The 24,411-nt window shown below is 57.2% G+C and carries 19 protein-coding genes, 1 other RNA gene and 1 pseudogene; 7 read left to right on the top strand and 14 right to left on the bottom strand.

Going from position 1 to position 24,411, the window contains the following annotated elements:
* Nucleotides 1-41: 41 nt before the first annotated feature.
* The gene (locus H7849_RS10045; RefSeq protein ID WP_285288943.1) at nt 42-1,220 is read right to left on the bottom strand and encodes a hypothetical protein; all 1,179 of its coding nucleotides are present in this window, start codon (nt 1,218-1,220) and stop codon (nt 42-44) included.
* 41 nt (nt 1,221-1,261) lie between these two features.
* Between H7849_RS10045 and H7849_RS10040 the strand changes: the two genes are divergently transcribed.
* The 4 genes from H7849_RS10040 (at nt 1,262) to H7849_RS26785 (ending at nt 7,685) form a co-directional block, all read left to right on the top strand.
* Nucleotides 1,262-1,954, top strand: coding sequence for a sigma-54 interaction domain-containing protein (locus tag H7849_RS10040; protein ID WP_285288942.1), 693 nt, complete (start codon nt 1,262-1,264; stop codon nt 1,952-1,954).
* 215 nt (nt 1,955-2,169) lie between these two features.
* Complete coding sequence (locus H7849_RS10035) at nt 2,170-4,101, top strand: glycoside hydrolase family 15 protein (protein WP_186746176.1); 1,932 nt, start codon at nt 2,170-2,172, stop codon at nt 4,099-4,101.
* A 167-nt stretch (nt 4,102-4,268) separates the two neighbouring features.
* Nucleotides 4,269-6,761: a beta-glucosidase gene (locus H7849_RS10030; protein ID WP_251106726.1), complete on the top strand. Its 2,493-nt coding sequence runs from the start codon at nt 4,269-4,271 to the stop codon at nt 6,759-6,761.
* Nucleotides 6,762-7,505: 744 nt separating this feature from the next.
* Nucleotides 7,506-7,685, top strand: coding sequence for a hypothetical protein (locus H7849_RS26785; RefSeq protein WP_251106725.1), 180 nt, complete (start codon nt 7,506-7,508; stop codon nt 7,683-7,685).
* 12 nt (nt 7,686-7,697) lie between these two features.
* Here the strand turns inward: H7849_RS26785 and H7849_RS27385 are convergent.
* The 4 genes and pseudogenes from H7849_RS27385 to ssrA all read right to left on the bottom strand — a co-directional run.
* Nucleotides 7,698-7,925: pseudogene (locus tag H7849_RS27385) on the bottom strand (hypothetical protein); the annotation flags it as partial.
* Entirely contained in the window at nt 7,843-8,061 is a 219-nt protein-coding gene (locus H7849_RS26780; RefSeq protein ID WP_251106724.1) for a site-specific integrase, read from the bottom strand. The gene H7849_RS26780 and the pseudogene H7849_RS27385, both read right to left, overlap by 83 nt.
* Nucleotides 8,058-8,648, bottom strand: a complete 591-nt coding sequence (locus H7849_RS10020; RefSeq protein WP_186746172.1) for a hypothetical protein — start codon at nt 8,646-8,648, stop codon at nt 8,058-8,060. Before H7849_RS10020 ends, H7849_RS26780 begins: the two co-directional genes overlap by 4 nt.
* A 220-nt stretch (nt 8,649-8,868) precedes the next feature.
* Nucleotides 8,869-9,220: a transfer-messenger RNA gene (ssrA, locus tag H7849_RS10015) on the bottom strand.
* A 572-nt stretch (nt 9,221-9,792) separates the two neighbouring features.
* Here ssrA and H7849_RS10010 point away from each other — a divergent pair.
* Nucleotides 9,793-11,112 carry a M24 family metallopeptidase gene (locus tag H7849_RS10010; RefSeq protein WP_186746170.1) on the top strand — a complete coding sequence of 440 codons (1,320 nt, stop codon included), beginning with the start codon at nt 9,793-9,795 and terminating at the stop codon, nt 11,110-11,112.
* Nucleotides 11,109-11,495 carry a GNAT family N-acetyltransferase gene (locus H7849_RS10005; protein WP_222439788.1) on the top strand — a complete coding sequence of 129 codons (387 nt, stop codon included), beginning with the start codon at nt 11,109-11,111 and terminating at the stop codon, nt 11,493-11,495. The genes H7849_RS10010 and H7849_RS10005 overlap by 4 nt, the downstream gene beginning before the upstream one ends.
* Before the next feature lie 760 nt (nt 11,496-12,255).
* Here H7849_RS10005 and H7849_RS10000 read toward each other — a convergent pair.
* The 3 genes from H7849_RS10000 to H7849_RS09990 form a co-directional block, all read right to left on the bottom strand.
* A complete protein-coding gene (locus H7849_RS10000; RefSeq protein WP_186746168.1) occupies nt 12,256-13,959 on the bottom strand; it encodes a TIM-barrel domain-containing protein in 1,704 nt (567 codons plus the stop codon).
* Nucleotides 13,960-14,109: 150 nt separating this feature from the next.
* On the bottom strand, nt 14,110-16,107 hold the full coding sequence (locus tag H7849_RS26775) for a single-stranded-DNA-specific exonuclease RecJ (protein WP_251106723.1): 1,998 nt from the start codon (nt 16,105-16,107) through the stop codon (nt 14,110-14,112).
* Nucleotides 16,104-16,583, bottom strand: coding sequence for a hypothetical protein (locus H7849_RS09990; RefSeq protein WP_349627464.1), 480 nt, complete (start codon nt 16,581-16,583; stop codon nt 16,104-16,106). Before H7849_RS09990 ends, H7849_RS26775 begins: the two co-directional genes overlap by 4 nt.
* A 251-nt stretch (nt 16,584-16,834) precedes the next feature.
* Here H7849_RS09990 and H7849_RS09985 point away from each other — a divergent pair, with 251 nt between their 5' ends.
* Nucleotides 16,835-18,034 carry a hypothetical protein gene (locus H7849_RS09985; RefSeq protein ID WP_186746167.1) on the top strand — a complete coding sequence of 400 codons (1,200 nt, stop codon included), beginning with the start codon at nt 16,835-16,837 and terminating at the stop codon, nt 18,032-18,034.
* 25 nt (nt 18,035-18,059) lie between these two features.
* Here the strand turns inward: H7849_RS09985 and H7849_RS09980 are convergent, their stop codons facing one another.
* The 6 genes from H7849_RS09980 to H7849_RS09955 all read right to left on the bottom strand — a co-directional run bounded on the left by H7849_RS09980 (nt 18,060) and on the right by H7849_RS09955 (nt 24,382).
* Entirely contained in the window at nt 18,060-18,281 is a 222-nt protein-coding gene (locus tag H7849_RS09980; protein ID WP_186746165.1) for a hypothetical protein, read from the bottom strand.
* Between the two features lie 64 nt (nt 18,282-18,345).
* The gene (locus H7849_RS09975; RefSeq protein ID WP_186746163.1) at nt 18,346-20,748 is read right to left on the bottom strand and encodes an ABC transporter permease; all 2,403 of its coding nucleotides are present in this window, start codon (nt 20,746-20,748) and stop codon (nt 18,346-18,348) included.
* A gap of 69 nt (nt 20,749-20,817) precedes the next feature.
* Complete coding sequence (locus H7849_RS09970; RefSeq protein ID WP_186746161.1) at nt 20,818-21,480, bottom strand: hypothetical protein; 663 nt, start codon at nt 21,478-21,480, stop codon at nt 20,818-20,820.
* Between the two features lie 36 nt (nt 21,481-21,516).
* Nucleotides 21,517-22,725, bottom strand: a complete 1,209-nt coding sequence (gene manD / locus H7849_RS09965; RefSeq protein ID WP_186746159.1) for a D-mannonate dehydratase ManD — start codon at nt 22,723-22,725, stop codon at nt 21,517-21,519.
* 42 nt (nt 22,726-22,767) lie between these two features.
* The gene (locus H7849_RS09960) at nt 22,768-23,544 is read right to left on the bottom strand and encodes an SDR family NAD(P)-dependent oxidoreductase (protein WP_186746157.1); all 777 of its coding nucleotides are present in this window, start codon (nt 23,542-23,544) and stop codon (nt 22,768-22,770) included.
* A gap of 52 nt (nt 23,545-23,596) precedes the next feature.
* Nucleotides 23,597-24,382, bottom strand: coding sequence for a hypothetical protein (locus H7849_RS09955; RefSeq protein ID WP_186746155.1), 786 nt, complete (start codon nt 24,380-24,382; stop codon nt 23,597-23,599).
* Between the last annotated feature and the right edge of the window lie 29 nt (nt 24,383-24,411).

Genomic DNA, 24,411 nt, shown 5'->3' with positions numbered 1-24,411 from the left:
TGGTGGCTAGTGTCACGACCGCGCAATATTGTACTTCATCATTAGCCTGGCTTTTTTCCGTGTGAACTTCCACTTGATGGTGGGTTGGTTTTGGTTGATGCGTTGGCTCCACGCGTTTGTTTCGATGGTAAGGTCCTCGATGTTTCCGATTCTGCGCTTTTCCTGGCATTGACGGCTGAAGATTCCGATCGCGACCAGGCAGGCGGAGCGGTCTGCCTGGCGCGCCGAAGTGAACCGACGTTTGCATCCGTCGCCGTGGGAGACGCGACGCGCGGGGGAACGTTGCTTATTTTCGGCGCGTGGTGAGAGCGCTCCAGTGGAGGGCGATCTCCGGAGCGAGGAGGGCTGAAAGCTGGAGAATAAAGAGCGAAGTCGCGAGGCCCGCGGGGCTCATGTTGCCGTAGGACGGAACCGGGGCCAGGAGGCGGGAGGTGAAGAAGATGAGGGTTACGGAGTACGAGCGAATCATCCATACACGATGCTGGGCGATGTGGCGATTGCGAGCCGTCAGAAAGGCCGCTGCCGTGCACAGGAACCATAGAACGGCCTGTGAATCGGCGGCGATGATCAGAGGTGCGAGCCTCCTTGCGCGCCAGCAGCATCTCAGCCTTTTCAGCACCCGTGACCGGCACCTGCGACCATGTATCGCCAAACTTGAACGGCACCGGCTGAAAACTTATGACCATGCGCTCAAAGCTGTCGTCTGCTTTCTCCAGCTCCGGCTTAGCCGCTGGATCTGGATTGCGAAATTCCGGCTGATAGGCGTAGTTCAACTGATTGAATTGCACTGCATTGCCTACCTGCTTGTTGCTCACCATGCGGCGCTGGTCCCGCCTGTATTGATCGGAAGACACTCCTGTTTTTCGATAGTCTTTCCAGGTTCCGGTTCCGATATGACCGCGGTGCGCATCCAGTTCTTCTTGATAGGCCGGAGCTCTATTCTCAATCACTTGGGCAAACGGCGACTTGCCTCGGTCAAGCGAATCGCCAAAAACCTCGTACCCGACCGTATGTTCAGACTGATGCGTTTTTCCGGATGTTTTCAAGCGCTTCTGCGCCCGTTTTTTTGCGCCGTGAGTACCCTCCGGGTACGATTCAGCAACCCGCTTGGGAACCTTGCCCCACGTGGCAAGCGCTGAACTCTTGCCGCACGTGGAACACACAGCCTCGGTCTCAGAGCACTTAAGGCAGGCCGAGCAATTGCAATAAGGACAGGGCATCCGGACACTCCTTCATTATTCACTTGGTAACAACACATAGATTGAGGATTTTATTCACAGATTCAACCGTACTGATTCGTGGTGAGACGGGCACGGGCAAGGAGTTAATCGCCCGCAGCATTCATGCAATCAGCGCACGATTTGGCCGCCCATTCATCACGTTAAACTGTGCTGCCATACCCTTTGATTTACTGGAAAGCGAACTCTTTGGACATGAGAAGGGCGCCTTTACCGGTGCCATTGCACAGAAGATCGGTCGATTCGAAATGGCGCACACAGGTACGCTGTTTCTCGACGAAATCGGCGATATTCCGCTGGTTTCGCAGTCCAAACTGCTGCGAGTGCTGCAGGAACAGGAATTCGAACGGTTGGGAAGCGGTCGAACTCATCGGGTTAACGTCCGAGTGGTCGCCGCGACCCATCGGGATTTAACCGAGATGGTCCGGCGAAACGAATTCCGCCGCGATCTCTACTATCGCCTGAATGTATTCCCAGTCACATTGCCGCCACTGCGCGAGCGACGGGACGACATTGTCCCCCTCGTGGTGCACTTCGTGGAGAAGTTCTCTCGGCAACTGGGGAAGAGAATCTCTCAAATTCCTCAGGAAACAATGTTTGCACTCATCGCCCACGACTGGCCTGGCAATATCCGCGAACTGCAGAACGTAATTGAGCGGGCGGTCATTCTCTCCAATGACGGCATCCTGCCCAATCCACTGTCGCCCGTCGGATGAACCGACTTTACTGAACAGCGCTTCGCTAGGATGAAATAACATGGCCAGTCACTTACGGATGCTAAGTTTTGCCGGTCAGGAATGACCTCAGATCCAACACTTGTTGTCAGGTTATTACCGGCTATCCGGAGACTGAGCGTCAAGCATCTGTAAGCGCCCGCGGACATCCTCCGTTAGTTGCGGAATGTAGCTGTTGGGATCGAAACTAGCTGGTCATGAGCTTCAAACGCCGTCTTGCCTCTCACATCTGTGCAACCCTTCTGACATGCTCGTCTGCCTTTGCTACAAATCTGGTTACCGGGAACGGTTTTGGATTCGCCGTGGTTTCTCCGCAGACTGCGATGGTGACCAGGTTCTATGCGCATCCTTACAGTTTTGTCCGACCAGACCCTCTAAATCCGCTAAGCGAAGGAGTTGAAACCGCGAACTTCATCAAAAGTCTCAGTTGGAGCGACCGAGGCGCACAAAGCGTACCGGCAGACTATGAGGAAGATTCGCACGTCATCCAGGCCAGCAGCGGCGCCGGTGACGGTTTTTTCTTCATGCCTTTTGGTCTACGGCGAGCAGCCCTCATCATCAGCTGGGAGCCCGGTCCTGCGACGGCGCCCCCCAGTGGCTTCAGAGTTGAATGGAGCCGACCCGTCACGTCACACAGAGTTGCGCAGATATCTAACACCGAAATTGAGCTGCTGAAATTCGACGGGATTGAGGAGTCCTTATTGCTTATTCCACTCGGGCCGAAGCGGAATGAGTCGGCAGGGGAACAGCAGTATCTGGCCAACAGGCTCACATGGGCACTGATTTCCTTGGAAAGCGACCGCGATCTGGAACAGACGGTTCGGGAATTCAACCAGTGGCAGGCCGGACTCGCGCCGCGCGCACTGATGAACCGGGAGATTACGGAGCTCGAGCGCTGGCGCGTCAAGCCAGCTGCTTCTTTCGCGGACGAAAGAGAACGGCATCTGTGGCGTCAAAGCGAGGTCATGCTCCGCATGGCGCAGAGCCGTGAGCCTAACCGCCGCCCGGGGAGAAACAACAACGGCCTCATCGTTGCCAGCTTGCCCGACGGGGTGTGGTTCACGCCCTGGGTGCGCGACATGGCATACGCTACGGTGGCGCTGGCGCGTATGGGGCACCGGGACGAGGCGCGAGCCGCACTGCTGGCTTACTTCAATGCTCAACCTACGGGAAAGATGCGCAAACAAACGCGAGGCGCAGATTATCAGATCTCGGTCGTGCGCTATTTCGGCGACGGTTCCGAAGAACCATTCTTCACCATGGAGGGTAGTACCAATATTGAGTTCGACGATTGGGGTCTTGTGCTCTGGGTGCTGGGTGAGTACCTGCGGCAATACGACGACCCGACGTTGCTTGCGACGCCAACCTACCGCGGCCGGCTGTACGAAAGTGCCAGGGACTATATCGTGAAACCGCTGCTGGCGAACCTCGACCAATACGACCATGGCTTGATCGTCTCCGAGGACACGTCCATCTGGGAGGAGCATCAGAAGGACAAGAAACATTTTGCCTTTTCGACGGCGATCGCTATCGTTGGCCTAAAAACCTTCGCTGGAGTCGCGCGCCGTGAGGGAGACCAGGCCACCCGAACCGACGTTCTGAATCACATCACGCAACTCGAGCAAGGATTCAACGCCGCTTTTATTCGAGACGGCAAGCTGAGGGGAACGATGGAAGAAGGAGTGAAGAACGATATCGATGGCGCGCTGCTAGCGGTGATTAATTTTGGCATTGTTACCGACCCTGCTGTGGTGCGCAGCACGGTGGAGAGGATGGCGCTTCTGAAAGTTGCTTCCGGTGGCTACCGGCGCGTCCGCAGCACATATACAGATCCGAAAATCTTTGAATATTGGTATGAGCGCCAGGAATTCTTGTTTGTCGATATCAGTCTGGCCGAAGTGTATCGGAGCATGGGCCGCAATGACGAGGCGGCTGCCATTCTCAAGCGCATCGTGGACAAGGCAGCCGCCGACCACAACATTATCCCCGAAATGTATGTTTCTGTACCTTGCACCCTCTTCCCAGGAGAGCTGGGTGATCCGACGGGAGCTAGACCTATGGTCGGATACGGCGCGGGAGTCTATATCCTCGACGTTTTAGAGCGGGCAAGGTCGGATAGTAAACATTGATTTTGGGTTTCTACCCACGACATGACACCATACGCAATGAAGAAAGCGAAGACCAGAAAGCCCGCGGCAATCAGGCGACATAATCTTCCTCGGTTATGAAGAAAATAACGCAATCCTTTATTGAAACGTTTTCGCAGCGCGTATCGGCATACTTGTGTGCGGGCTTGATGGCCGCATCGATGGCCGCCGCGGCGCAGGCTCCAGTACCGGACTCACCAACGATTGAGGCCAAAGCCAAGGCAATGCTGGCCAAGCTCACCTTGGAGGAGAAAATCAAGTTAATCAGCGGCGTCGACGACCTGTATACCAATGCAATGCCTTCCGTCGGCTTGCCGCGATTCAAAATGTCCGATGCCTCCGTCGGCGTACGCAGCTGGGGCCCGACGACGGCCTACGCCGGCGGAGCCGCACTGGCCGCAACGTGGGATGTGGACTTTGCCCGCAAGCTGGGCGAGAGCCTGGGCAGGGATGCCCGCGTTCGCAATGTAAACTTTCTGCTTGGGCCCGGCGTCAACATCGCACGCTCCCCCGTGGATGGGCGCAACTTCGAGTATCTTTCCGAGGACCCGTACCTGAACTCCGCGTTGGCGGTGTCGTACATCGAAGGTGTCCAGTCGCAGGGCGTGATCGCCACGGTCAAGCACTTCGCCGCCAACAACGAGGAATATAGCCGGCATGACACCAGCGCCGAGGTCGACGAGCGCACCCTGCGCGAGATCTACCTGCCCTCGTTCGAAGCAGCCGTAACCAGAGCGCACGTGGATGCAGTGATGAATTCCTACAACCTAGTCAACAATGTCCATGCAACGCAGAACGAGTTCCTCAATCTCAAAGTGCTGAAGGGCGAGTGGGGATTCCACGGCATCCTGATGTCCGATTGGGATTCGACCTACGACAGCATTGGAGCAGCCAACGGCGGGCTCGATCTGGAGATGCCGAGCGGGCGTTTCATGAACGCGAAGGGTCTGCTGCCCGCAATCACGGCGGGAACGGTTAAGGAATCGACCATTGACGATAAGGTGCTGCGGCTGTTGCGTACGGAATTGCGCTATGGATTCACCGAACGGCCGCAGTTCGACCCTGCAAACTCTACCTATTCCCTCGCTGACCGCGCAGTGGCCTTGCAAGGCGCGCGCGAAAGCCTGACGCTCCTGAAGAACGATGGCCATTTCCTTCCGCTGAATGCCGCGAAGATCAAGACCATAGCGATCATCGGCCCGGACGCATGGCCGGCCGTGCCCAGCGGTGGCGGATCGTCAGAGGCGACGCCATTCACGCCAGCGAGCATCGTGACGGGCATTGCGAACCTCGTTGGACCCGATGTGCAAGTGCTCTACACACGCGGTCTCCCCGATTTAGCAGATGTCTTCTCGCGTTCGCACTGGGATGGCCCCATCAGAGTGGCCACATACCCAAGCAAGGACTTCACGGGTACCCCGGAGAACTCGATCCAGGACAACATCACCGACTACAACCCGGCGTGGTGGAGCCGCGCCGACAAGTCGCCGCGCACCATCCGCTACACTGCAAATTTCAAGGCGGACAAAGCCGGGAAGTACATGATCCTGGCAGGCGCAGGCGGAGGCGAAAAATACAGGATTTCGATTGACGGCAAACAGGTTCTCGAGCAGAAGCAGGTAGAAGGACAGTCGCCCCTGTCGGCCAGCGTGGAACTTAGCGCCGGGCAGACCATCAAGGTGGAAGCCGATTATCTTCCGACGATGGCCGGAAGCCACTTCGGACTTGGAATCGTCAGCGAAGCCGGAATGATCTCCGAAGAAGTGAAGCAGTACGCGTCGATTGCGGATGTGGTTGTCGTCTCAGTGGGCTATAACAACAGTACCGAAATGGAGGGCTCCGACCGCACCTTCACACTGCCCTGGGGACAGGATGCGCTAATTGAGGCAGTCACCGCGGCCAATTCCCACACCGTCATCACGCTGACGGGCGGCGGCGCAACGGACACGCGGCGCTGGCTCGACAAGGTTCCCGCGCTCCTGCATACCTACTATCCAGGCCAGGAAGGCGGCACCGCAATTGCCGAGGTTCTCTTCGGCAAGCACAACCCCGAGGGCAAGCTGCCGATCAGCTTCGATCGCAGTTGGGAGGAGAACCCCTCGTATCCGTACTATTACCCAGTCAAAGGCGCTGATACAACGCTGCACGTGGACGAACCCGGCCGTCCGCCAGTCGACATCACAGTGGGACATGTGAAGTATGGCGACGGCCTGATGGTTGGCTATCGCTACTGGACCACGACTGGCAAGCATCCGCTGTTCCCGTTTGGATTCGGGCTGAGCTACACGACGTTCAGCTTCTCAAACCTGGAGGTCGCTGCGGCGGCGAAGTCCGGTTCGCCCGTTACTGTGACCTTCGATGTGAAGAACACCGGCGGCATGGAGGGCGCAGAAGTTCCGCAGCTTTATGTCTCCGACCCGTCAGCCAAAGCGAAGCGCCCGGAGCGTGAACTGAAAGGCTTTGAAAAGGTTCACCTGGCCTCGGGAGAGACGAAGCACATCACGCTTACGCTGGATGCGCGTGCCTTCAGCTATTGGGACGACACCGCCCACAAATGGACCATCGATCCCGGACAGTTTGTGGTACGCGTGGGCGACTCCTGCGAGGACACTCCCCTGTCCGCGAACGTCACACTGAATTGACTCTCTCCAACTCGAAAAAAGGCCTGCCACTTTATCGTCGCGGGCCTTTTCGCAGCTACGTCCGCGTCCTCGGGTTCGGCCGGCCAAGGCCGGTAACCGCTTCCTGCACCGACTCCAAAAAGTGCTGACAAGTACGGCATGATTGCGAGCATGAGCCGTACCGCGAACCTACGACAATGCGAACTGCGAAAGCTTCATGAAGACTCTTAAGCGAGAGGACATAGCTTCGACTAAATCAAGAACATAAGAAATGTCAGGTTTTTGTCAGGGAAGACCTAAAACGTCGAGTAACAACATGGGCAATTGTGGTCTTCATTGCTGAGAATCCTTCCGCGCGGGCGCACAGTTCAAATCGTTGATATCAGGACTCTAGCGGCAGCTTGAGCAGGGAATTACGGTACCAGATGAGCTGACTCTGGATCAGCTTATCGGGTACGACCGGTTCCGCAGATTCAAATGCAGAAGAAAATGTCACGAACGTCTCTGCGACTCAACCACGAGACAAGGGTAGGAAAAAGGGAATTGGAGCTGATCACCCACACCTAGTCTGCTTCGTAAAATCGAGAATCATGCGCAATCCGATCGGCGGATACTGGCCGACTCACCGGGAGTAATCACATCCCTATCGATACGTCCAGGCACCACAAAACTGCACCGACTGGAGGAGAACATCCGGTCGACTCTTGTCGAACTGACAGCGAACGATCTTCAGGAACTGCCCTAATGTTCAGTTGATCATCGAAGTTGACGGCATCCCTGATTCCGCCTGAGCCGCCGTCGCTTGTTCGCACTGATGGCGGGTTTCGGCGCTACTACAGGCCACGCGTTGCGAACACTCTGCTGAAGCTGAACCTGGCGCGCTTTGACCCAGGGAGAGTAGTGCTTCTCGGTGATCTTCACACTCGCGTGACCGAGCAGGATTGAAACTTGATCGATCGGCACCCCTGCTAGCAGCATCTCGACCGCGAACGTGTCACGAAACATGTGCGGATGACAACGCTTGGCAGAGCCGTCCGGCTTGGTGATATCGGCCAGTATGAAGAGTCGGCGATAGCTTCTCTGCCAGTTGGCGACAACGCTCTTAGGCGAACCATTGCCGCTCCAAAAGAAATAGCGCGGGTTCGGCTTTGGTCCGGCTGGTACAGTTCGCCGCCTCGACGAGATGAGAGGGAAGAGGAACGTAGACCGGAGTTCCAGTCTTTGCTTGATAGAGCAGCAGGCTATCGCCTTGGAGTCGCGATCGCTCCAGTGTCACCGCATCGCGGATGCGAAGACCGCTCCAACGCATCAGCAATGTCATAACGCGAAGCCGAGTGCTATTGGTGTTCCCAATTTCGCCGCGATTCTCGCGATAGGCATAGGTTCATCCAAGATCTTGTCGAATTCATGGGGTGGGAAATAGTCGGTTGGCGTTTGATCAACTTTGATCTTTCCTAAACCGAACGTCGGATTTTCGGCGATATATCCACGACGGACGCACGCCCAGAAGAAACCGATGAGGCGCTCTTGTTTCTTGCGCTTCGCGAGTGGGCCGTCGATCCAGCTATCCCGGAAGAGAAGCAATGCGTCGAGATCGATCTCATCGAGGAACTTGTAGCCCTCTGAAGTACACCAAGACAGAAATTGCTTGCGGAAGATACCCTCCAGTTTCGAAAGCGTGGAGGATTCCAGTTCTCGAGATCTTGCGTCTCTTAAGTAGGCATCGACTGCTGTCGAAATCGTGACCCGGGCTTTCTTCTGATCGCGATGGCGCCCGGCAGGAACTCCATCGGAGCTGCGGACCGATTCGTCTCCATGCATCGACGTCGGGCCGGACGTCTCCTCGAGTTGGCGGCGATACACCTCAGCCTTTTCCCAGCTCCGGGTCTTCGCGCTCTTTCGAACCAACTCTCCATCATGAGTACCCGAAATCCATTTGGGGCAGCGGCAGCGGCGCCAGTCTCTCTGTCCTTGGCTTTGGCGCAATCGGTGGCGTGGCGGGTGTAAACAGAGAGCATCGAACCTCCGGCAACCCAGTCCGGGGATGGCTGAGTTGAGTTGATTGTACAAAATCTGTACAAAACCGGTGGCTAGATCTCTAAGTTGTTGATGGAAAGTAGTTTAAGCATGGTGGAGGCGGCGGGAGTCGAACCCGCGTCCGAAATCGTAGTCAACAAAGAGACTCCATGCTCAGTCGCGTTCCGGAAGGTTTCGCGTTGCGCGCTCAGAACGGACAAGATGCGCGCATTGCTAGTCCGTGGATCTCGTCTCTGTGGCCCGTACCCAGCCATAGAAACCAGCCTGCTGTGCGACGTCCTTCCGCAGCCCACAGGCGAAGCTGCGGAGGACGGCTACTTAGTTAATTAAGCAGCGTATGCCAGTTGATGATCGGCAATTATCATTTTCCGGGCGATTACGGGTGCCCAGCCCCCGGCATGCCTCTTTGCCGCAAACAATCCCGTCGAAACCGTGACGCCCCCATATGGAGCGGCTTCAAAGGAGTCTGAAGCCTGTCAAAGAACTATTTTTATCTTACTCTCTTTTTCAGTTTTTACCCCTCCCCACCTTTTTGTAAATTCGTCATTTTTATGGGAGTTGCGAGGAGCGGGTCAGCAAGTGAGCGCTTCGTGGTCAGCGAGTCAGCGAGTCAGCTGGTTCTGAGGCGCCGCCGAGATTTGAGTTTCACTGACCCTCCCCCCGGTTTTGTAAATTCGTCCAAATATTGGTACTTACGTTTCGTTTCCGTGCGTATCTCCAGAAAGCAAAACGCCCGTCGCTGAACGGGCGTTTTCTTCCAGGAAGAGTCTGTACTCGCTTTGATAGTAGCAGGCGTGTCAAGAGGGAGATCCCAGGGCTAAAGCCCTCGGGTTTTAAGCGTCTGGTCACCGGCCTAAAGGCCGGTGCTTCTACCTTTCCTTGCCACAACACGAGTCAGGCCAGTGCTTCTACCTTTCCTTGCCACAACACGAGTCGGGCCGGTTGCTTCTACCGTTCGAGCCTTTCGTCTATCTGTGCCTGCCAGTGAATTCAAATTGCTTGTGTAGGATGGGGTATGTTTTCACGCCGGAATTTTTTGTGGGGTTCTTCTGCCGCGGCTCTTGTTGCTTTGCGGCCTGATGCTCGGGCGCAGCAGGGTGCGCCTATGGCTAGTCCCGGTTCTGTTCCGCCTGCGATTGCGGCCTTGCCTGATCTCTCGGGGCAGGCCAGGCCTTTTACCAATGATGAGCGGCTGGCTCGCATCGAGCGGGCGCGGCAACTGATGGTCGAGAACAAGGTCGATGCCATCATTCTTTCGAACAATGCGACTTCGTCGGTCTACTTTGCCAATATTCGGTTTGGCGGAAGTGAACGATTCTGGGCGCTGGTAATTCCGGCTAAAGCCAAACCTTTCGTGGTTTGTCCGGCGTTTGAAGAAGACCGGGCGAGGGAACTGCTGGAGTCTGGTCCGTTTGGCAAGGATACGGAGATTCTGACGTGGCAGGAGGATGAGAATCCGTTTGCGCTGACGGTGAAAGGGCTGAAGGATCGCGGGATTGCTGCGGGTACGGTCGGGCTCGATGAGAATATGAAGTTCATTTTCGCGGATAGTCTGGCCAAGGCTGGGCCGGGGTTGCACTTCGTCAGTGCGCTTCCCGTGACTGCGGGTTGCCGCATGATCAAGGACCAGCATGAGCTGGACTGCATCGCGCTGGCGTGCCGGGCGACGCTGCTGGTGTATCGCGCGGTGTATCAGTCGCTACAGGAAGGCATGATGACGCGCGATGTGCGCAGGCTGATTCAGGCGGGATATCAGAAGGTTGGCTTTGAGGGCGAGGCGAGCTTGAATATTGGCGAGTTCACGGCTTCTCCGCATGGTTCGATACAGCCGCAGACGATTCGCGAGGGCACGATTCTGATGCTGGATGATGGCTGCTCGGTGGAAGGTTACACCTCGGACATTACCCGCACGTTTGTGCTGGGCAAGGCTACGGACAAGATGAAGTCGGTCTTCGATGTGGTGAAGAAAGCGCAGTCGGCTGCACTGGCGGCGGCGAAGCCGGGTGTTGCGCTGGCCAGTGTGGATGCGGCGGCGCGCAGGGTGATCGTGGATGCGGGGTATGGGCCCGGGTTCAAATACTTTACGCATCGCGTGGGGCATGGGATGGGCATGGACATGCACGAGTGGTCGTACCTGGTGAAGAACAATATGTTCGGGTGGGAGCTGAATCCGGCGCTGCGTCCGAATATGGTCTTTTCCGATGAGCCGGGTGTTTATATTCGCTGCGAATTTGGCGTGCGGCTTGAGGATGATATGCATGTGACGGAGAACGGGGCGGAGTTATTTACGCCGCAGAGTCCTTCGCTTGAAGATCCATTTGGGAATGTGGAGTGAGAATTCGCGAAGTCAGGCCGGAGGACGCTGCGGAGTGGCGGGCGATGCGGCGTGAGCTTTGGCCGGACGGCGATGATCATGACGTTGAGATTGCGGCTTTCTTTGTAGGGTTGCTGGAGGAGCCGGAGGCTGTTCTGGTGGCTGAGGATGATGGATTGTTGATTGGTGTGGCTGAGCTTTCTTTGCGGCGGGACGTTGCTGGATTAGAAGGGAGGCTTACTGGCTACGTAGAAGGATTGTTTGTCCGGCCTGCGTTTCGTGGGCGTGATGTTGGTTTGCGGTTGCTACGGGCTTCGCAGGAGTGGGCTCGCGAGCGTGGGTGTGTTGTGTTTGCTAGTGATCGGGCTGGGCGGGTGGTTTTGGATTGGAGATTTAGTGCATGACTCGCGCGTCTTACATCAAGTTTGACTGCGATATTTGCTCTCCTGATAGATGAGATAGTAGATAAGGTTAGACATGAAGCCGTCGTCGAAAACACTCTTACGGTCCATATATGCTGTGGCTGCTTTTGTTTTTTGCATTTGGCAAGTGGCTATCTACAGTGGGTTTACTTTTACGTTTACGGGCAACGAAGGTTTAGGTGTTAGAGTCTTCACGTTTATTGCATTTTGGCTCGACATTCCCTTAGCTATTGTGTCTCTCTTCTGGCCGAGGGTTGGTCTGATCGGAGTCCCTGCAAACATCGCGTTAACTGTTGCTTACATCTTTGGAGCAGCGCTAGTAGAAACAACTCATCATCTGTCTGTCGGGTGGCCAGGAACGATGCCTCTGTTGCTATTCTTCGCCCCGAAGTTGGCTTTGATTGGGATCCTTGCTTTTCTTGAGTACGGCAGTCGCAAATCTACAAGAAGATTGGCCAATCCTGTCGCCTCATCTTGAACATTCGTTATATGAGTTCAAGCTAGCTTCTTTGACTTTGCTCAGGATGACAACCTTATGGTTGAGCCGAGGTATTGCTTTCCCACCCTGACTTCGTCAGGATGGGGCACCCGTTTTCGTGCTGACCGATGCGAAAAGCAGGTCCTTCGACTACGCGCTTCTCCACCCCAGCACGCGAAAACCGCGCGTGCCCGGGGACCCCGATTCGCGCTCCGCTCAGGATGACAGTGCGAGGGCGGATTGGCGCTCCACTGGTGACGGTGCTTACTGCTGCGGTGTCGCCTTCAGTCCGTCGATGTATTGGCGCCATAGTGCTGCGAGATAGGCCCAGTCGGCCGCGGATGGAGTTTCCTGCGTGGTTTCGGTGCGGGTCACGAAGTAGAGCGCGGGGATGCCGATGGAGGGTTGCGCCTGCATGTAGCTCCACCACTCTTTGAGGTTGGTGGAGGAGGCGTTGTCGGTGTCGACGAGCGGCCAGCCGGTGATGTTGGCCATGCGGGCGCGGAGACGCATCATGTCGGGGACGTTGCGGCTGGCGTACCAGACATCGTTGAGGCGGATGACGTCGGAGGATTCGCGGAAGAGTGCGTTGGTGGTTTGCGTTTCGACCATGGCGTCGGGCTTCCACTTGTGCGTTTCGGTGTAGAGGATGGACTGGAAGCGGCGTACGAATTCGATGCCGGTGGCGGGGCCGGTGAGCGGGAGGCCGGGCGCGGCGGGCGAGCGGACCCAGTCTTCTTTGAAGCCGTCGACGCCGAGGTCCTGGACGAGATGGCGGATGCGCGGACGGAGCCAGGCTTCGTATTCGGGCTTGCCGACGTCGGCGATGACGCACTTGCCCTGGTAGTTGACGCAGAGTGATGGCGGGAGGCCGTCGGTGTCGGCGACGGGGACCCAGAGGAGGACGTGGCGTCCTTTGGCGTGCTGCGCGGCGATGAAGCCTTTCATGTCGGGCCACTTCTGCTGGTCGACGTCGAAGCTGCCGTAGCCTTGCTGCCACTTGTCGTCGATGACGACGGTGCCGATGGGGAGGCCGCGCTCATCGAGTGTGGCGAGCCATTTTTCGTAATTTGCCTGCGTGGAGAGCTTATTGGCGGAGCCGCCTTGCGGGACGGATTCGACGGTCTGCTCGGCCCATCCGCAGAAGATGGGCACGTGGTGCCAGTAGACGTCTTTTGTAACTGTATCGGTTGCAAATCCGTTGGACGTGAGCCATGCGGTGTAGCTGCGGAGCGCGTCGAGGGGGCTCCAGGCCATGTTGATGGTGAGGACGGGCGATGCGAAGTCGCCGTCGATGGCGCGGTAGCCCATGTAGTCGACGTAGAAGGATGCTCCGGCGTAGCGCGAACCGGAGTATTCGAGGGCGGGGAACTGGTAGTCGCCGGGTTTGGCGCCGATGCCGATGCCGATCCAAGTGCTGTTGAGGTGGAAGGCGAGGAAGAGCGGCGGGGGCGCGAAGGTTCCGGCCATGCGCTCGGGGCGGAAGTCCTGCTCGGAGCTTTCTTCGCGGCCGACGCTGAAGCCGAGGATTTGCGGCATGGCGATGTTGAATTCGAGCTGGTCGGCGAGGTTGGGGTTGGGGGCGAAGTAGCGGTCGGCATAGATGGTCGCGTCCCATGCGTGGCCGGCGGTGGCGCCGTTGTCCCAGCGATTCGAAACCCCATTGGCCAGGAAGTAGCAGCGGCCGAGTCTGCCCGTGCCGGTGGCGAACTGCTGGAACTCGATGTGGTCGGGGAAGAAGCGCCACTGGAAGCGGCGGCTTGTCCAGAGATTGCTCTTGGCTGTGGCGTTGAGGGTGTAGGTGTCTTCGCCAGATTTGCGCAGGTTGTAGGTGATGTTGGAGAGCTGCTCTTCGCTCGATGCTGAGTCGAGGCCGGCGATGATCGGGACCTGGAAGACGGTTTCGTGTTGGCGTTCGATTTTGATTTGCGCGGGTGCGCCGGGTTGTTCGCTCGGGGTGATGGTCACGGAGTATTGCCGCTCTTCAACGGATTGTGTTTGGGCTTGGCAGCAGGTTGCAATGAGAAGAGCAAGGAGTGGGAGGTGGTGCGGCCGGAGCTTCATCGGGGTCTTCCGTAGATTGCTTGAGGTGTTCGCGCTATTTTACGGGAATCTTCTCTAGGCGTGCGCTAGTGCGATGTCGCAGATTTCGAGTTCGAGGCCGCCGAATTCGGGGTGGTCGTTTTCGCGGAGTTTGTAGGCGAGGTGAAGGATGCTGTTTTGCTCGATGTTCATGGAGCGGATGCGTTCGGCCCAGTGCCAGCCGATGGCGGGGAAGGTGATGGCGCGCGGGCCTTGCGCGAGTTGCAGGCGGACGTGCTTGGCATTACCTTGACGATCCAGGATGAAGCGCGGCGGTAAGGCTACGCGGACGTTTTGCGCGGCGAAGATGGGCTCTTCGTTGCCCATCCCGCAGGGTTCCATGCGGCGCAGCCAGGTGAAGAGCGCGGGTGTGATGCGATCGAGCGGCAGGTTGGCATGGATGGTGAGCGGGCTGCCTAAGTCTTCTTCGGTGAGGTTGGCGAGGGCGTAGGTTTCGAGGCGCTGGCGTAGTTCGGGGACGGCGGAGGATGGAAGTGAGAAGCCAACGGCGTGGGCGTGTCCGCCGTATCGGGTGAAGAGGTCGTGGCAGGTTTCTATGGCGTTGAGGAGATGGAAGTTTGGAATGGATCGGCCTGAGCCATGGGCTGTTCCCACTCGGCTTTCGTTCAGTGCTCGATTCGATGCCTCATTTGAGTTCTTGCTTTCCCACCCTGACTTCGTCAGGATGGGGCACCCATTTTCTTGCTGATCGACGCTTAGAAGCAGGTCCTTCGACTCGGCTTCACTTTGTGAAGCTCCGCTCAGGATGACACCGTTGTTAATACAAACGTCTTCTTCGTGCGTGATGACCAGGGCTGGTTTGCCGGTTTGGTCGACGATGCGCGAGGCGAGGATGCCGATGATGCCGCGGTGCCAACCTGCGCCGTCCATGACGATGCAGCGGGCTTGCTCGAATGCCGGGTCTTTGAGGCGCTCTTCGATTTGCGTGAGGATGCCGGCTTCGGTTTCGCGGCGGTCTGTGTTGAGGCGCTCTAGCTTTTCGGCGAGTTGCTGCGCGCGTTGCGGTTGGCGCGTGGTGAAGAGCTCGACGACGTCGGAGGCGATGTCCATGCGACCGGCCGCGTTGATGCGTGGGGCGAGGCGGAAGGCAATGTCTACTGGAGTTAGCTTTCGCTGCGATGGGTCGAGATTCGCGGCTTTCATCAACTCGCGCAGCCCGGCGTTGACGGGGCGGCGGAGGCCGTCGAGTCCCAGGGCGACGAAGGCGCGGTTTTCGCCGAGCAGCGGGACGGCGTCGGCTACGGTGGCGATGGCGAGAATCTTCAGGAAGGATGGCAGGATTTTTGTGCGGGCTCGTTCGGCGTCGTGTGTTTCGAGCAGAGCCTGCGCGAGTTTGAAGGCGACTCCCGCGCCGCAGAGATGCTTGCAGGGGTAAGTGCAGTCGGGATGGTTGGGATTCAGGACTGCGAGCGCGTGGGGAACATTTGTGCCGGAGACGGGATCGATTTCGGGCAGATGGTGGTCGGTGACGATGAGGTCGAGGCCGAGAGCTTTAGCGGCGCGCGCAGCGGCGAAGGCGCGGATGCCGGTGTCGACGCTGATGACGAGGCGGACGCCTTCTGTGGCGGCGGTTTCAAGGATTTCGTCACGCATGCCGTAGCCCTCTTTGAGGCGATGCGGGACGTGGAAGCGAACTTCGCCGCCGAGCATTTCGATGGCGGTTTTGAGTAAGACGGTGGCGGTGGTGCCGTCTACGTCGTAGTCGCCGTAGATGAGGATGGGCTCGTGGTTCTGGATAGCTGTCTGCACGCGCGGGACGGCTATGCGCATGCCGCTCATCAGGTAGGGATCGTGAAGGTGTGCGAGTTGCGGGTTGAGGAAGCGGTCTACGTCTTCAGTGGTGCGAACGCCGCGCGCGAGCAGGAGTTCGGCGACGATGAGCGGGAGATTCGCGGCGCGCGATAGCTCGACGGCGGGGATGGCGTTCGCGTCGGAGCCGTTGTCAATGTGAATCCAATGCTTGCGCGTCGGCTGTCTGCGGGCGGCTGGGCCGGTGGCAACGGTTGCGCTCACGATTGTTCGTCGTCGCCCTCGTTTTGTTCAAAGACGATATCGCTGAAGTCGTCAACGGATTCGAGGAGCTGCTGGTAGCGCTCGTACCATGGCGTGGAGGATTCGTGCAGGAAGGCGACGCCCTGGTGGATGAATCCGAGCTGGATGTATCCGAGCTTGCCGACGTAGTTAATGAGCGACTGCGCCTCTTCGATGTCGGCGCTTTCTTCATTGGGGTAATCGAGATCCTGCAGCTCTTCGAGGAGCAGTTCAAGGTCTTCCTTTTCGAGGGTGACGTCGCTCATGGTGACGAAGGGCGCACCGGCGGCTTTGGCGGTTTCGACAAAGTCTTTCCAGCTGTCGGGGTTGGCGTCGTCTTCCCACATGATGCTGGGCACGTCTTCACCAACGTAGCCGGGGAGGCGGCGCATTCCGTGGCCTTCAATGAAGGCGATCATATCGTCTTTGAGCGAGAGGAGGTCGTCAGGTTGCATCATCAAACGCTTATTGTCTCAGAAACAGTGGGTGGAAATCTGGGAAGTTTTGCAGTCAATATTAGCGAGACGATTCTACATCGTTCAAATGACCGACTTGCTGGCCTCGTAATTTCGCGCAGACGAGAGACTTAAGAAAGCCTTTCGTATTTGGATGGAGGGGCATTCAGGCGATTTTGTGTTAAGCTGCCAGTCCAATGGCATAGCCGTGCGATTGTTGGGCTTCACTTTCCGGCTTTCTGCAAGGAGCCTTTATGGATTGTCGGTCCCTGGTGATTTGTATTCAGGCCACCACACTTTCGCTCAGCATCGTCTTGCCTGGTCTTGCCGAGACTCATTCCGCGAAGACTACTGCAAATGCTAAGGCCGATTCGACGATCAACGGGGCAAGCTGGGACAAGGTTGCAGCTGCAAAATATCTCGATAGCCGTGAGGTCTGGTGGCAGGCGTGGCCTCCGGCGCAGAAGGATCACGAGACGCTTTGCATTTCCTGCCACACAAACGTTCCTTATGCTTTGGCCAGGCCGGTTCTGCGTGGGACTCTAGGCGAGCAGAAGCTGTCAGAGCCGGAGCGCGTGATGCTCGCCAGCATCATCAAGCGCGTCAATCTGGGCGAGCAGGCTGAACCGTTTTATAACGATGCCAAGCACGGGACGGGCAAGACCAAGGAGGCGCGAAATACGGAGAGTGTTTTCAACGCGCTGATACTTTCCCGTTACGACGCACGGCAGGGCCATTTGCAGGATGTTACGCACAAGGCATTCGCGAGCATGTGGGCTGCACAAGAGCAGACAGGACCAAAGGCTGGGGCATGGATCTGGCAGAACTTTCACTTCTCGCCGTGGGAGGCTGACGAGTCGGAGTATTTTGGCGCGACGATGGCGGCTATCGCGGTTGCAGGCGCTCCGGATCATTATCGGGATGAGGCGGCAATACAGGGGAATCTTGCTTTGTTGCGAGAATATTTGCGGCGCGAGGTTCCGAGGCAGCCGCTTATCAACCATATGTTATTGCTGTGGGCCTCGACACAGCTATCCGGGTTAATTACAGATGCGGAGCGCGCTACGGTGACAGCCGAGATCATTCGCCAGCAGCAATCTGATGGCGGCTGGAGCCTGACTATGCTGGGTACCTGGAAGCGTCACGACGATTCTCCATTTGATCATCGGAGTGACGGCTATGCCACCGCCGTCGCAGTGCTGGCGCTCGAAGGGAGCGGCTCAGAAAAAGACGGTCCAGAGCTACGGCGGGGAATTGACTGGCTTCTGGAGAACCAGAACAAAGCCGAGGGGTTCTGGCCGGCATACTCACTCAATGTACGGCGCGATCCTGCATCGGGTGTCGGGCAATTTATGAGTGACGCTGCTACCGCGTTCGCCGTGCTCGCTCTCGATGGAATTCGCTCTTCGAACGGAAGGCATGGTTCTACTGGTTCAGTGGCACGAGGCTACTAATCAGGCCTAAACGTAAGTCAGACTGCTAGCTGTCCTTACGGTAAAGCAGATCGCGCATCGCTCGTCGCCGAGCTTCGTTGACTTCACTCTGATTCTTGCGCCCGATAGCATCCATGCGTTGCTGACCGCTCTGATCAGATTCCTCGGGGACGCTGCACTCGGGACAGCGATTGGCGAAACCGGGCTTGTCCGGCTTAAGCTCGAACTCTTCCGAACAGACGACGCATACTTTGATCGGGAAAGGCATTACTCCTTCATGATAGCGAAACTGGCGGTGCGTTTGAAGTGGAGGGGTTCGTCCGAAAGCGAGTCTACTCGTAGCGAATGGCTTTGACTGGGTCAAGGCCTGCCGCTCTGCGTGCGGGGAGCCAACAGGCGAACAATCCCACAAGAGCCAGCATGAGGCTTACGACGATGAAGACGACAGGATCTGACGGAGAGACGTTGAGGGGCAGGCTGGACATCAGACGGGCTGCGGGAAGCGCCGCAGCGAGGCCGAGAGCGAGTCCGGCAAGAATTTGCCACAGGCCGCGCTTCATGACGAGTGAGATGATATTGTGCGCGTTCGCTCCAAGCGCCATGCGCACTCCAATTTCCTGCGTGCGGCTGTTTGTTGCCTGCGCGATCACCGCGTAGATACCCACGGAAGCCATGAGCAGCGCGATCAGCGCAAATCCGGAAAACAGTTTGCTGAACAGATGCAGATACCACTGCTGGTGTTCAATTGCCTGCGGGAGCATGTAAACGTCGCGCAGTGGCAGGTTCGGATCAATGCTCTGCACTGCTGCGCGGACTGCGGCAGTAGGATTGCCGCTGGAGCGAACCAGGAGAGCCATGCCGTTCCAGCCTTCTTGCCGGAAGGGCACAAAGAGTAGTGGGTTCGGCGACTTTTCGTCGAACTCCTGGATGATATTTGCCGAGATTCCAATAACGGTGATCCAGTCGCCGGGCTTTTTCTTGTCATCGTAGAAGCGGAACCTCTTTCCGATTGCGGATTGATTGGGCCAGAAGTGTTCTGCGCATTGACGGGTGAGAACAGCGGATTTGTGACTGGCTGTGCCGTCGGTTGTGTTGAAATCGCGGCCAAGCAGGATGGGCAGATTGATCGCGTCGAAGTAGCCGGGAGATTGCACGACATACGATACAGAGGGGCGATGGGCCTCAGTCTCAACGGCTGAATGCTCAATCTCAACTTGCGATGTGGCGGCTCCGAGTCCAGGCAGTTCAGAGCCAATCGCTACGTGGGTTACGCCCGGGATAGCGTTGAGACGCGGCATGAGCTGATCGTAGAAGCGCTGGCGTGTATCGGTATCTTTGTAGCGCTCCTCGGGGAAATCGATGCGCGCGGTCATCAGTTGATCCGCGGGTACATTGCGATTCGCGGACAAGGTATCGAGCAGGCTATGCACAAATACGCCCGCTCCGGTGAGCAGCACCAGGGTGAGCGCGAACTGGAAGACGACCAGCAAGCTTGAAAGCCGCCCGCCGCGATATTTGCCTGCACTGCGTGCGCCTTCTTTGAGGACGTCGTTCAGGTCTACGCGAGAGAAACGCAAGGCTGGAGCAGTGCCGAAGAGCAGACCGCTTAGGATGCAGAGTGCGGCGAAGTAACCGAAGACGGTATAGTCCATCGTGAACTGGATCCAATACGGCTTGCCGACATTGTGTGTTGAGAGATCGAACCAGTGCACACCCAGTGCCGCTAAGGCGAGACCAAGCACTCCGCCGATCGTGCTGAGCAGGACACTTTCGATCAGCAACTGACGGACGACACGCCACCGTGACGCGCCGAGCGCGGAGCGAATAGACACCTCACGCTGACGAGCCAGTGCACGGCTCAGCATCATATTCGCTACGTTGGCGCAGGCGATGAGCAGTACGAATCCCACGGCGGCGAGCATGAGAAGGAAAATCAGACGAATGTTTCCACCGTTATAGCGCTCGTGAAAAGTTTCGACGAGGACCCCGATGTCTTTATCTGTATCGGGATACTGGCCAGCAAGGCGATGGGCGATTCCAGTGAGATCGGCGTTGGCCTGGGCGATGCTGGCGTCTGGCTTGAGCATTCCAAAGACCTGAAGCGGTCGGTCGGTGCGCTTTTCAAGCTCGGTCGTAGGAGCCAGCGGCATCCACATCTCCACATTGGTGGGGAACTTGAACCCCTTCGGCATGACCCCGATGATGGTGGCTGGTTTTTCGTTGACGCGTACCTGGCGCCCAATCACATTTGGAGAACTGCCGTAGCGATCTTTCCAGATGCCATACCCGAGAACAAGAACGGGTGCTGCGCCTGGTTTGTCGTCGTCAGGAAGAAATGCGCGGCCAAGCACCGTCTGGATGTGCAGCATTTCGAAGATGCCGGACGAAGCGCGCTCCATTTGATATGCCTGCGGAGGATTGCCGGTCTCGCTGATGACGCCTTCTTCGTCGCTGGCTGCCTCCAGATTGGCGAGAGAAGTGGTCTGAGCGCGATAGTCGCGGAAATCAGGGTAGGACACGCGCATCGTGTTATCGCTTTGCGATATGTTGCGGTTGCGGATGGCGACGAGCTGCGCACCTCCTGGAACCGGGACGGGCTTATATAACACTGCATTGATCAGCGTGAAGACCATGGTGTTGAGCCCGATACCCAAGGCCAGGGTTGCCACTACCGCGGCTGAGAACCAGCGATGGGAAAGGATCATGCGCAGGGCAAACCGGAGGTCGTGTGCCATGCTCTTTCGATACGTATGCTGCGGATGAGCGGTTCCGCAAAATCTTCTTATTTGCAGAGATCGGTGCTCCTAGTACATCCAGCTGCAGTCGCGCGTGAAGTCGGTTGTCGCTGACCGCTGCCATGTATTTTCCGTTTTTTCGACTGCGAAGATTCCGCCATTTCCACAATAGCCACCGCAGCTCTTGATAACCGAGACCAGGGCATGTGTGTGCGTGTGATCAAGTCCGGGCACTCCCAAAAATCTCACGAACCTGACTTGCTTGTAGCTGTCGCATCGGGCGGCATCACGCCCGTGGGTTGCGAGACAGGACAATACTTGTCCGACCTCGTCGTGCGGCAAAAGCCGATAGCCCTGGCTGATCGAGAATTTCTGCTCCCAGCGATGGCTTTGACGATTCGCCGCGACGAAGGCGTCCGTCAACTCGTGCTCTTCCGGGGTAGACGGTTTCAGGCAGCTGCCATTCACCTGGGGAATATCGGTGACTGAATTTTGCGCGAATACGAGAGGATCCTGCATCGGGGCCTGATAGAGCGCAGAGTAGACTTCATAGGCGTCCGCCGGAGCGGGATCGCCGCCCGACTGGTTCAGCGGGCTGCTGACGGCGAGATCTGTAACCGACCTCGTAGCCATGGTCTTTGGATGGCGATGCCAGAGGAAGCGGACGAATATCAACACGACCACGATCACCAACAGGATCACCCGTAACCAAAGGCGCCACGAAATACGCATTTATTTACTGCTCCTGTTGATGAGATTGATCGTGAACTACCAGTCGGTTAGCGTGCCATCAAGCTTACGGTTGATGGGAAGATAGGCGCGCTGGTACGGATACTTCGATGCGAGCGATTCGTCGATATCTACGCCTAATCCTGGAGCGTCGCCGGGATACATGTAGCCTGCGTCAAAGCGATACGCATGGGGAAAGACCTCATCCGTTTCCGCCGAATGTGGCATGTGCTCCTGAATGCCGAAGTTGTGGATGGCGATGCCGAAGTGCAGCGCTGCGGCCATTGTGATCGGCGAGAGATCTGTTGCGCCGTGACATCCGGTACGCACGTTGTAGATCGCGGCAAAGTCGGCGATCTTTTTTAGGTGCGTAAAGCCGCCCGCGTGCACAACCGACGTGCGAATATAGTCAATCCATTGACGACGGATCAGGTCGTGTGCGTCCCAGATTGTGTTGAACACTTCCCCGGTGGCAATGGGAGTGGTGGTGTGTTCGCGCAGTAGTTTGAACCCCACCTGCAACTCGGCTGGAATCGGGTCTTCCATCCAGAAGAGATGGAATGGCTCCAGATCTTTACCCAGACGCGCAGCTTCAATGGGTGTGAGGCGATGGTGACAGTCATGCAACAGATGGACATCTTCGCCGAATGCTTCGCGAATTTTCTGGAACAGCCTTGGCGTGTGTCGCAGATATAGCTCGCTAGACCAGCGGCTTTCGGAAGGCAGTCCGCGCTCTGCGGGTTCGTAAGCTTGCGTCCCTTTGGGCACGCCATACGTCGATTCGAGGCCCGGTACTCCGCTTTGGGCACGTACTGCGAGGTAGCCGAGTTCGACATGTCTGCCAACATCGTCTACCGCTTCTTCGACTGTACTTCCGTGTGCGTGTGCATAGACGAGAACACCTTCGCGGCTTTTGCCGCCAAGGAGGTTATAGACCGGTGTGCGCAGCGCTTTTCCCTTGATGTCCCACAAGGAAACATCGACTGCGGCGATGGCGGCCATGGTGACAGGACCGCGGCGCCAATACGCTCCGCGATAGAGATACTGCCAGATGTCCTCGGTCTGGAAGGGATCGCGACCGATGAGGCAGGGAATTACGTGCTCGGTGAGATAGCTCACCACGGCCATCTCACGGCCATTTAAAGTTGCGTCGCCCAGCCCATAAATGCCGTCGTCTGTTTCGATCTTGAGTGTGACGAAATTGCGCCCGGGCGAGCAGACGTTTACCAATGCATTTGTGATCTTCATTTCAAGGTTCCTGGGAGCTATAGTTGAACACTGGCATTGGAGTTATTGATTGACTCCGCTTGCGAGATATCCTCCGTCGACGATCATAATCTGCCCCGTGACATAGGAAGCAGCTTCTGATGCAAGAAAAACTGCCGCGCCGACCAACTCGTCCGCTCCACCGAAGCGCTGCATTGGAATTCGCATGTGCAACTCCTGTCCGCGGTCAGTGGTGTTGAGCAGGTCCTCGTTGAGCGAAGTGGGAAAGATGCCCGGCGCGATGGCATTCACGCATACCCCATCGCGCGCAAGTTCGATAGCCAACGATCTTGTTAAGGAGCCGATGGCGGCTTTGCTGGCGCAATATGCTGCCACTTCATGAAAGGCGACGAACGTTCCCAGAGAAGCGATGTTGATGATCCGGCCGTAACGCTGGGCGGTCATTGTTTTGCCGAAGATCTGGCAGGCGCGAAAGGTGCCGGTTAGATTCGTGTCAAGGACGCGGCTCCAATCTTCTTCGGAACAGTCGAGCGTTGGAACACGTTGCGTGATTCCGGCAGAGTTCACAAGAATGTCGATACGTCCAAACGTTTCCATCACTTTTGCATGCAAAGTTTCAAGCGAGGGGCGATTCAGTACGTCTGCAGCGAGCGTTAGCGAGCGACGTCCCAGGCCTTCGATCTCGGAGGCGGCTTGTTCGACTTCAGACAGACGACGGGACGAGGCTATGACGTCGGCTCCGGCATTGGCGAAGCCGAGGGCAATTGCGCGGCCGATGCCAGAAGTTCCGCCAAGTACGACGGCAGTTTTTCCACTCAGGTGAAAGGTGGGGCTGGTCATGTCAAATGCGGCTCGAATCTTGATTGTCTTATATGTGAGCCGAGGACGCGAGTTATGGTTTGGCGCTTTCAGGTTGTGACATGGATTGAAGGAATAACTGCAACCACTGGTGTACAGGCCATCCGGGGAAGGTCTCGTTCCACTCCCGGAGATCCGCTCTTGCTTCCGTGAATGCTTTTTGCCTTGCCGGGAATAGGCTGGCCGACTCGGCCAGCAACACGATGCGCATGCGCTCTCCGCCTAAACTTCCGTAAAGTTGCAGGCGATACATCCCAGGATGCGGAAGAGGCAGCGTTGTTTCGTCATGCGGCCCTGACCACGCCAGCGATTGCACAGATGGCTGCGCATCGCCTTCACCCTGCAAGCTCATTCGATATTGACCTGGAGGTAGCGTAGTAAATATCTGCTTCAGGCGAATCCTTCCGTCTTCTTGTATTGCAATGACTGATTCCGTCTCCATTGTGGTAGCCGGCAGCGGAGTGGTCATGATGAGCATGGGGCGACGCATCGCGCCCCGGACAGCAGCGAACAAATCCATCGCATCCTCGTCGGGCTTTGCGATCAAGGAAGGCACGCGAAATCCCTGCGTGCAACTGGGTGCGTTGTGGCAATCAAAGAGGAGCCGCTGGCCGTCGGGCAGCAGAATGAGCATCGATGCACCGGTGGAGGCAGCAGCGGTCAAAACTGCACCGGGAGCGATCGCATCACCCTTGCGAAGAGCAATCTGATTTGCGTACCAGTTGCCATGCACCTCCCACGCTATTCCGTCTTCTGCGTGGATTGGTACTGGTATAGCGATTAACAGCGCCACGGTCGCCAAGATCTTCACATTGAGCATGTAACCATCCTGACCGCTTGCATAGCGCC

The organism is Alloacidobacterium dinghuense, assembly GCF_014274465.1.
GTDB classification, from domain to species: domain Bacteria; phylum Acidobacteriota; class Terriglobia; order Terriglobales; family Acidobacteriaceae; genus Alloacidobacterium; species Alloacidobacterium dinghuense.
Note: the sequence above shows the minus strand (reverse complement) of the source record. Positions and strands in the feature narration are given on the sequence as shown.

Bases quoted from the DNA above. Each gene is read 5' to 3' on its own strand.
- H7849_RS10045 (WP_285288943.1), bottom strand. From the start codon at position 1,220: ATGCCCTGTCCTTATTGCAATTGCTCGGCCTGCCTTAAGTGCTCTGAG.
- H7849_RS10035 (WP_186746176.1), top strand. From the start codon at position 2,170: ATGAGCTTCAAACGCCGTCTTGCCTCTCACATCTGTGCAACCCTTCTG.
- H7849_RS10030 (WP_251106726.1), top strand. From the start codon at position 4,269: ATGGCCGCATCGATGGCCGCCGCGGCGCAGGCTCCAGTACCGGACTCA.
- H7849_RS26780 (WP_251106724.1), bottom strand. From the start codon at position 8,061: ATGACATTGCTGATGCGTTGGAGCGGTCTTCGCATCCGCGATGCGGTG.
- H7849_RS10010 (WP_186746170.1), top strand. From the start codon at position 9,793: ATGTTTTCACGCCGGAATTTTTTGTGGGGTTCTTCTGCCGCGGCTCTT.
- H7849_RS09990 (WP_349627464.1), bottom strand. From the start codon at position 16,583: ATGATGCAACCTGACGACCTCCTCTCGCTCAAAGACGATATGATCGCC.
- H7849_RS09985 (WP_186746167.1), top strand. From the start codon at position 16,835: ATGGATTGTCGGTCCCTGGTGATTTGTATTCAGGCCACCACACTTTCG.
- H7849_RS09980 (WP_186746165.1), bottom strand. From the start codon at position 18,281: ATGCCTTTCCCGATCAAAGTATGCGTCGTCTGTTCGGAAGAGTTCGAG.
- H7849_RS09975 (WP_186746163.1), bottom strand. From the start codon at position 20,748: ATGGCACACGACCTCCGGTTTGCCCTGCGCATGATCCTTTCCCATCGC.
- H7849_RS09970 (WP_186746161.1), bottom strand. From the start codon at position 21,480: ATGCGTATTTCGTGGCGCCTTTGGTTACGGGTGATCCTGTTGGTGATC.
- manD (WP_186746159.1), bottom strand. From the start codon at position 22,725: ATGAAGATCACAAATGCATTGGTAAACGTCTGCTCGCCCGGGCGCAAT.
- H7849_RS09960 (WP_186746157.1), bottom strand. From the start codon at position 23,544: ATGACCAGCCCCACCTTTCACCTGAGTGGAAAAACTGCCGTCGTACTT.
- H7849_RS09955 (WP_186746155.1), bottom strand. From the start codon at position 24,382: ATGCTCAATGTGAAGATCTTGGCGACCGTGGCGCTGTTAATCGCTATA.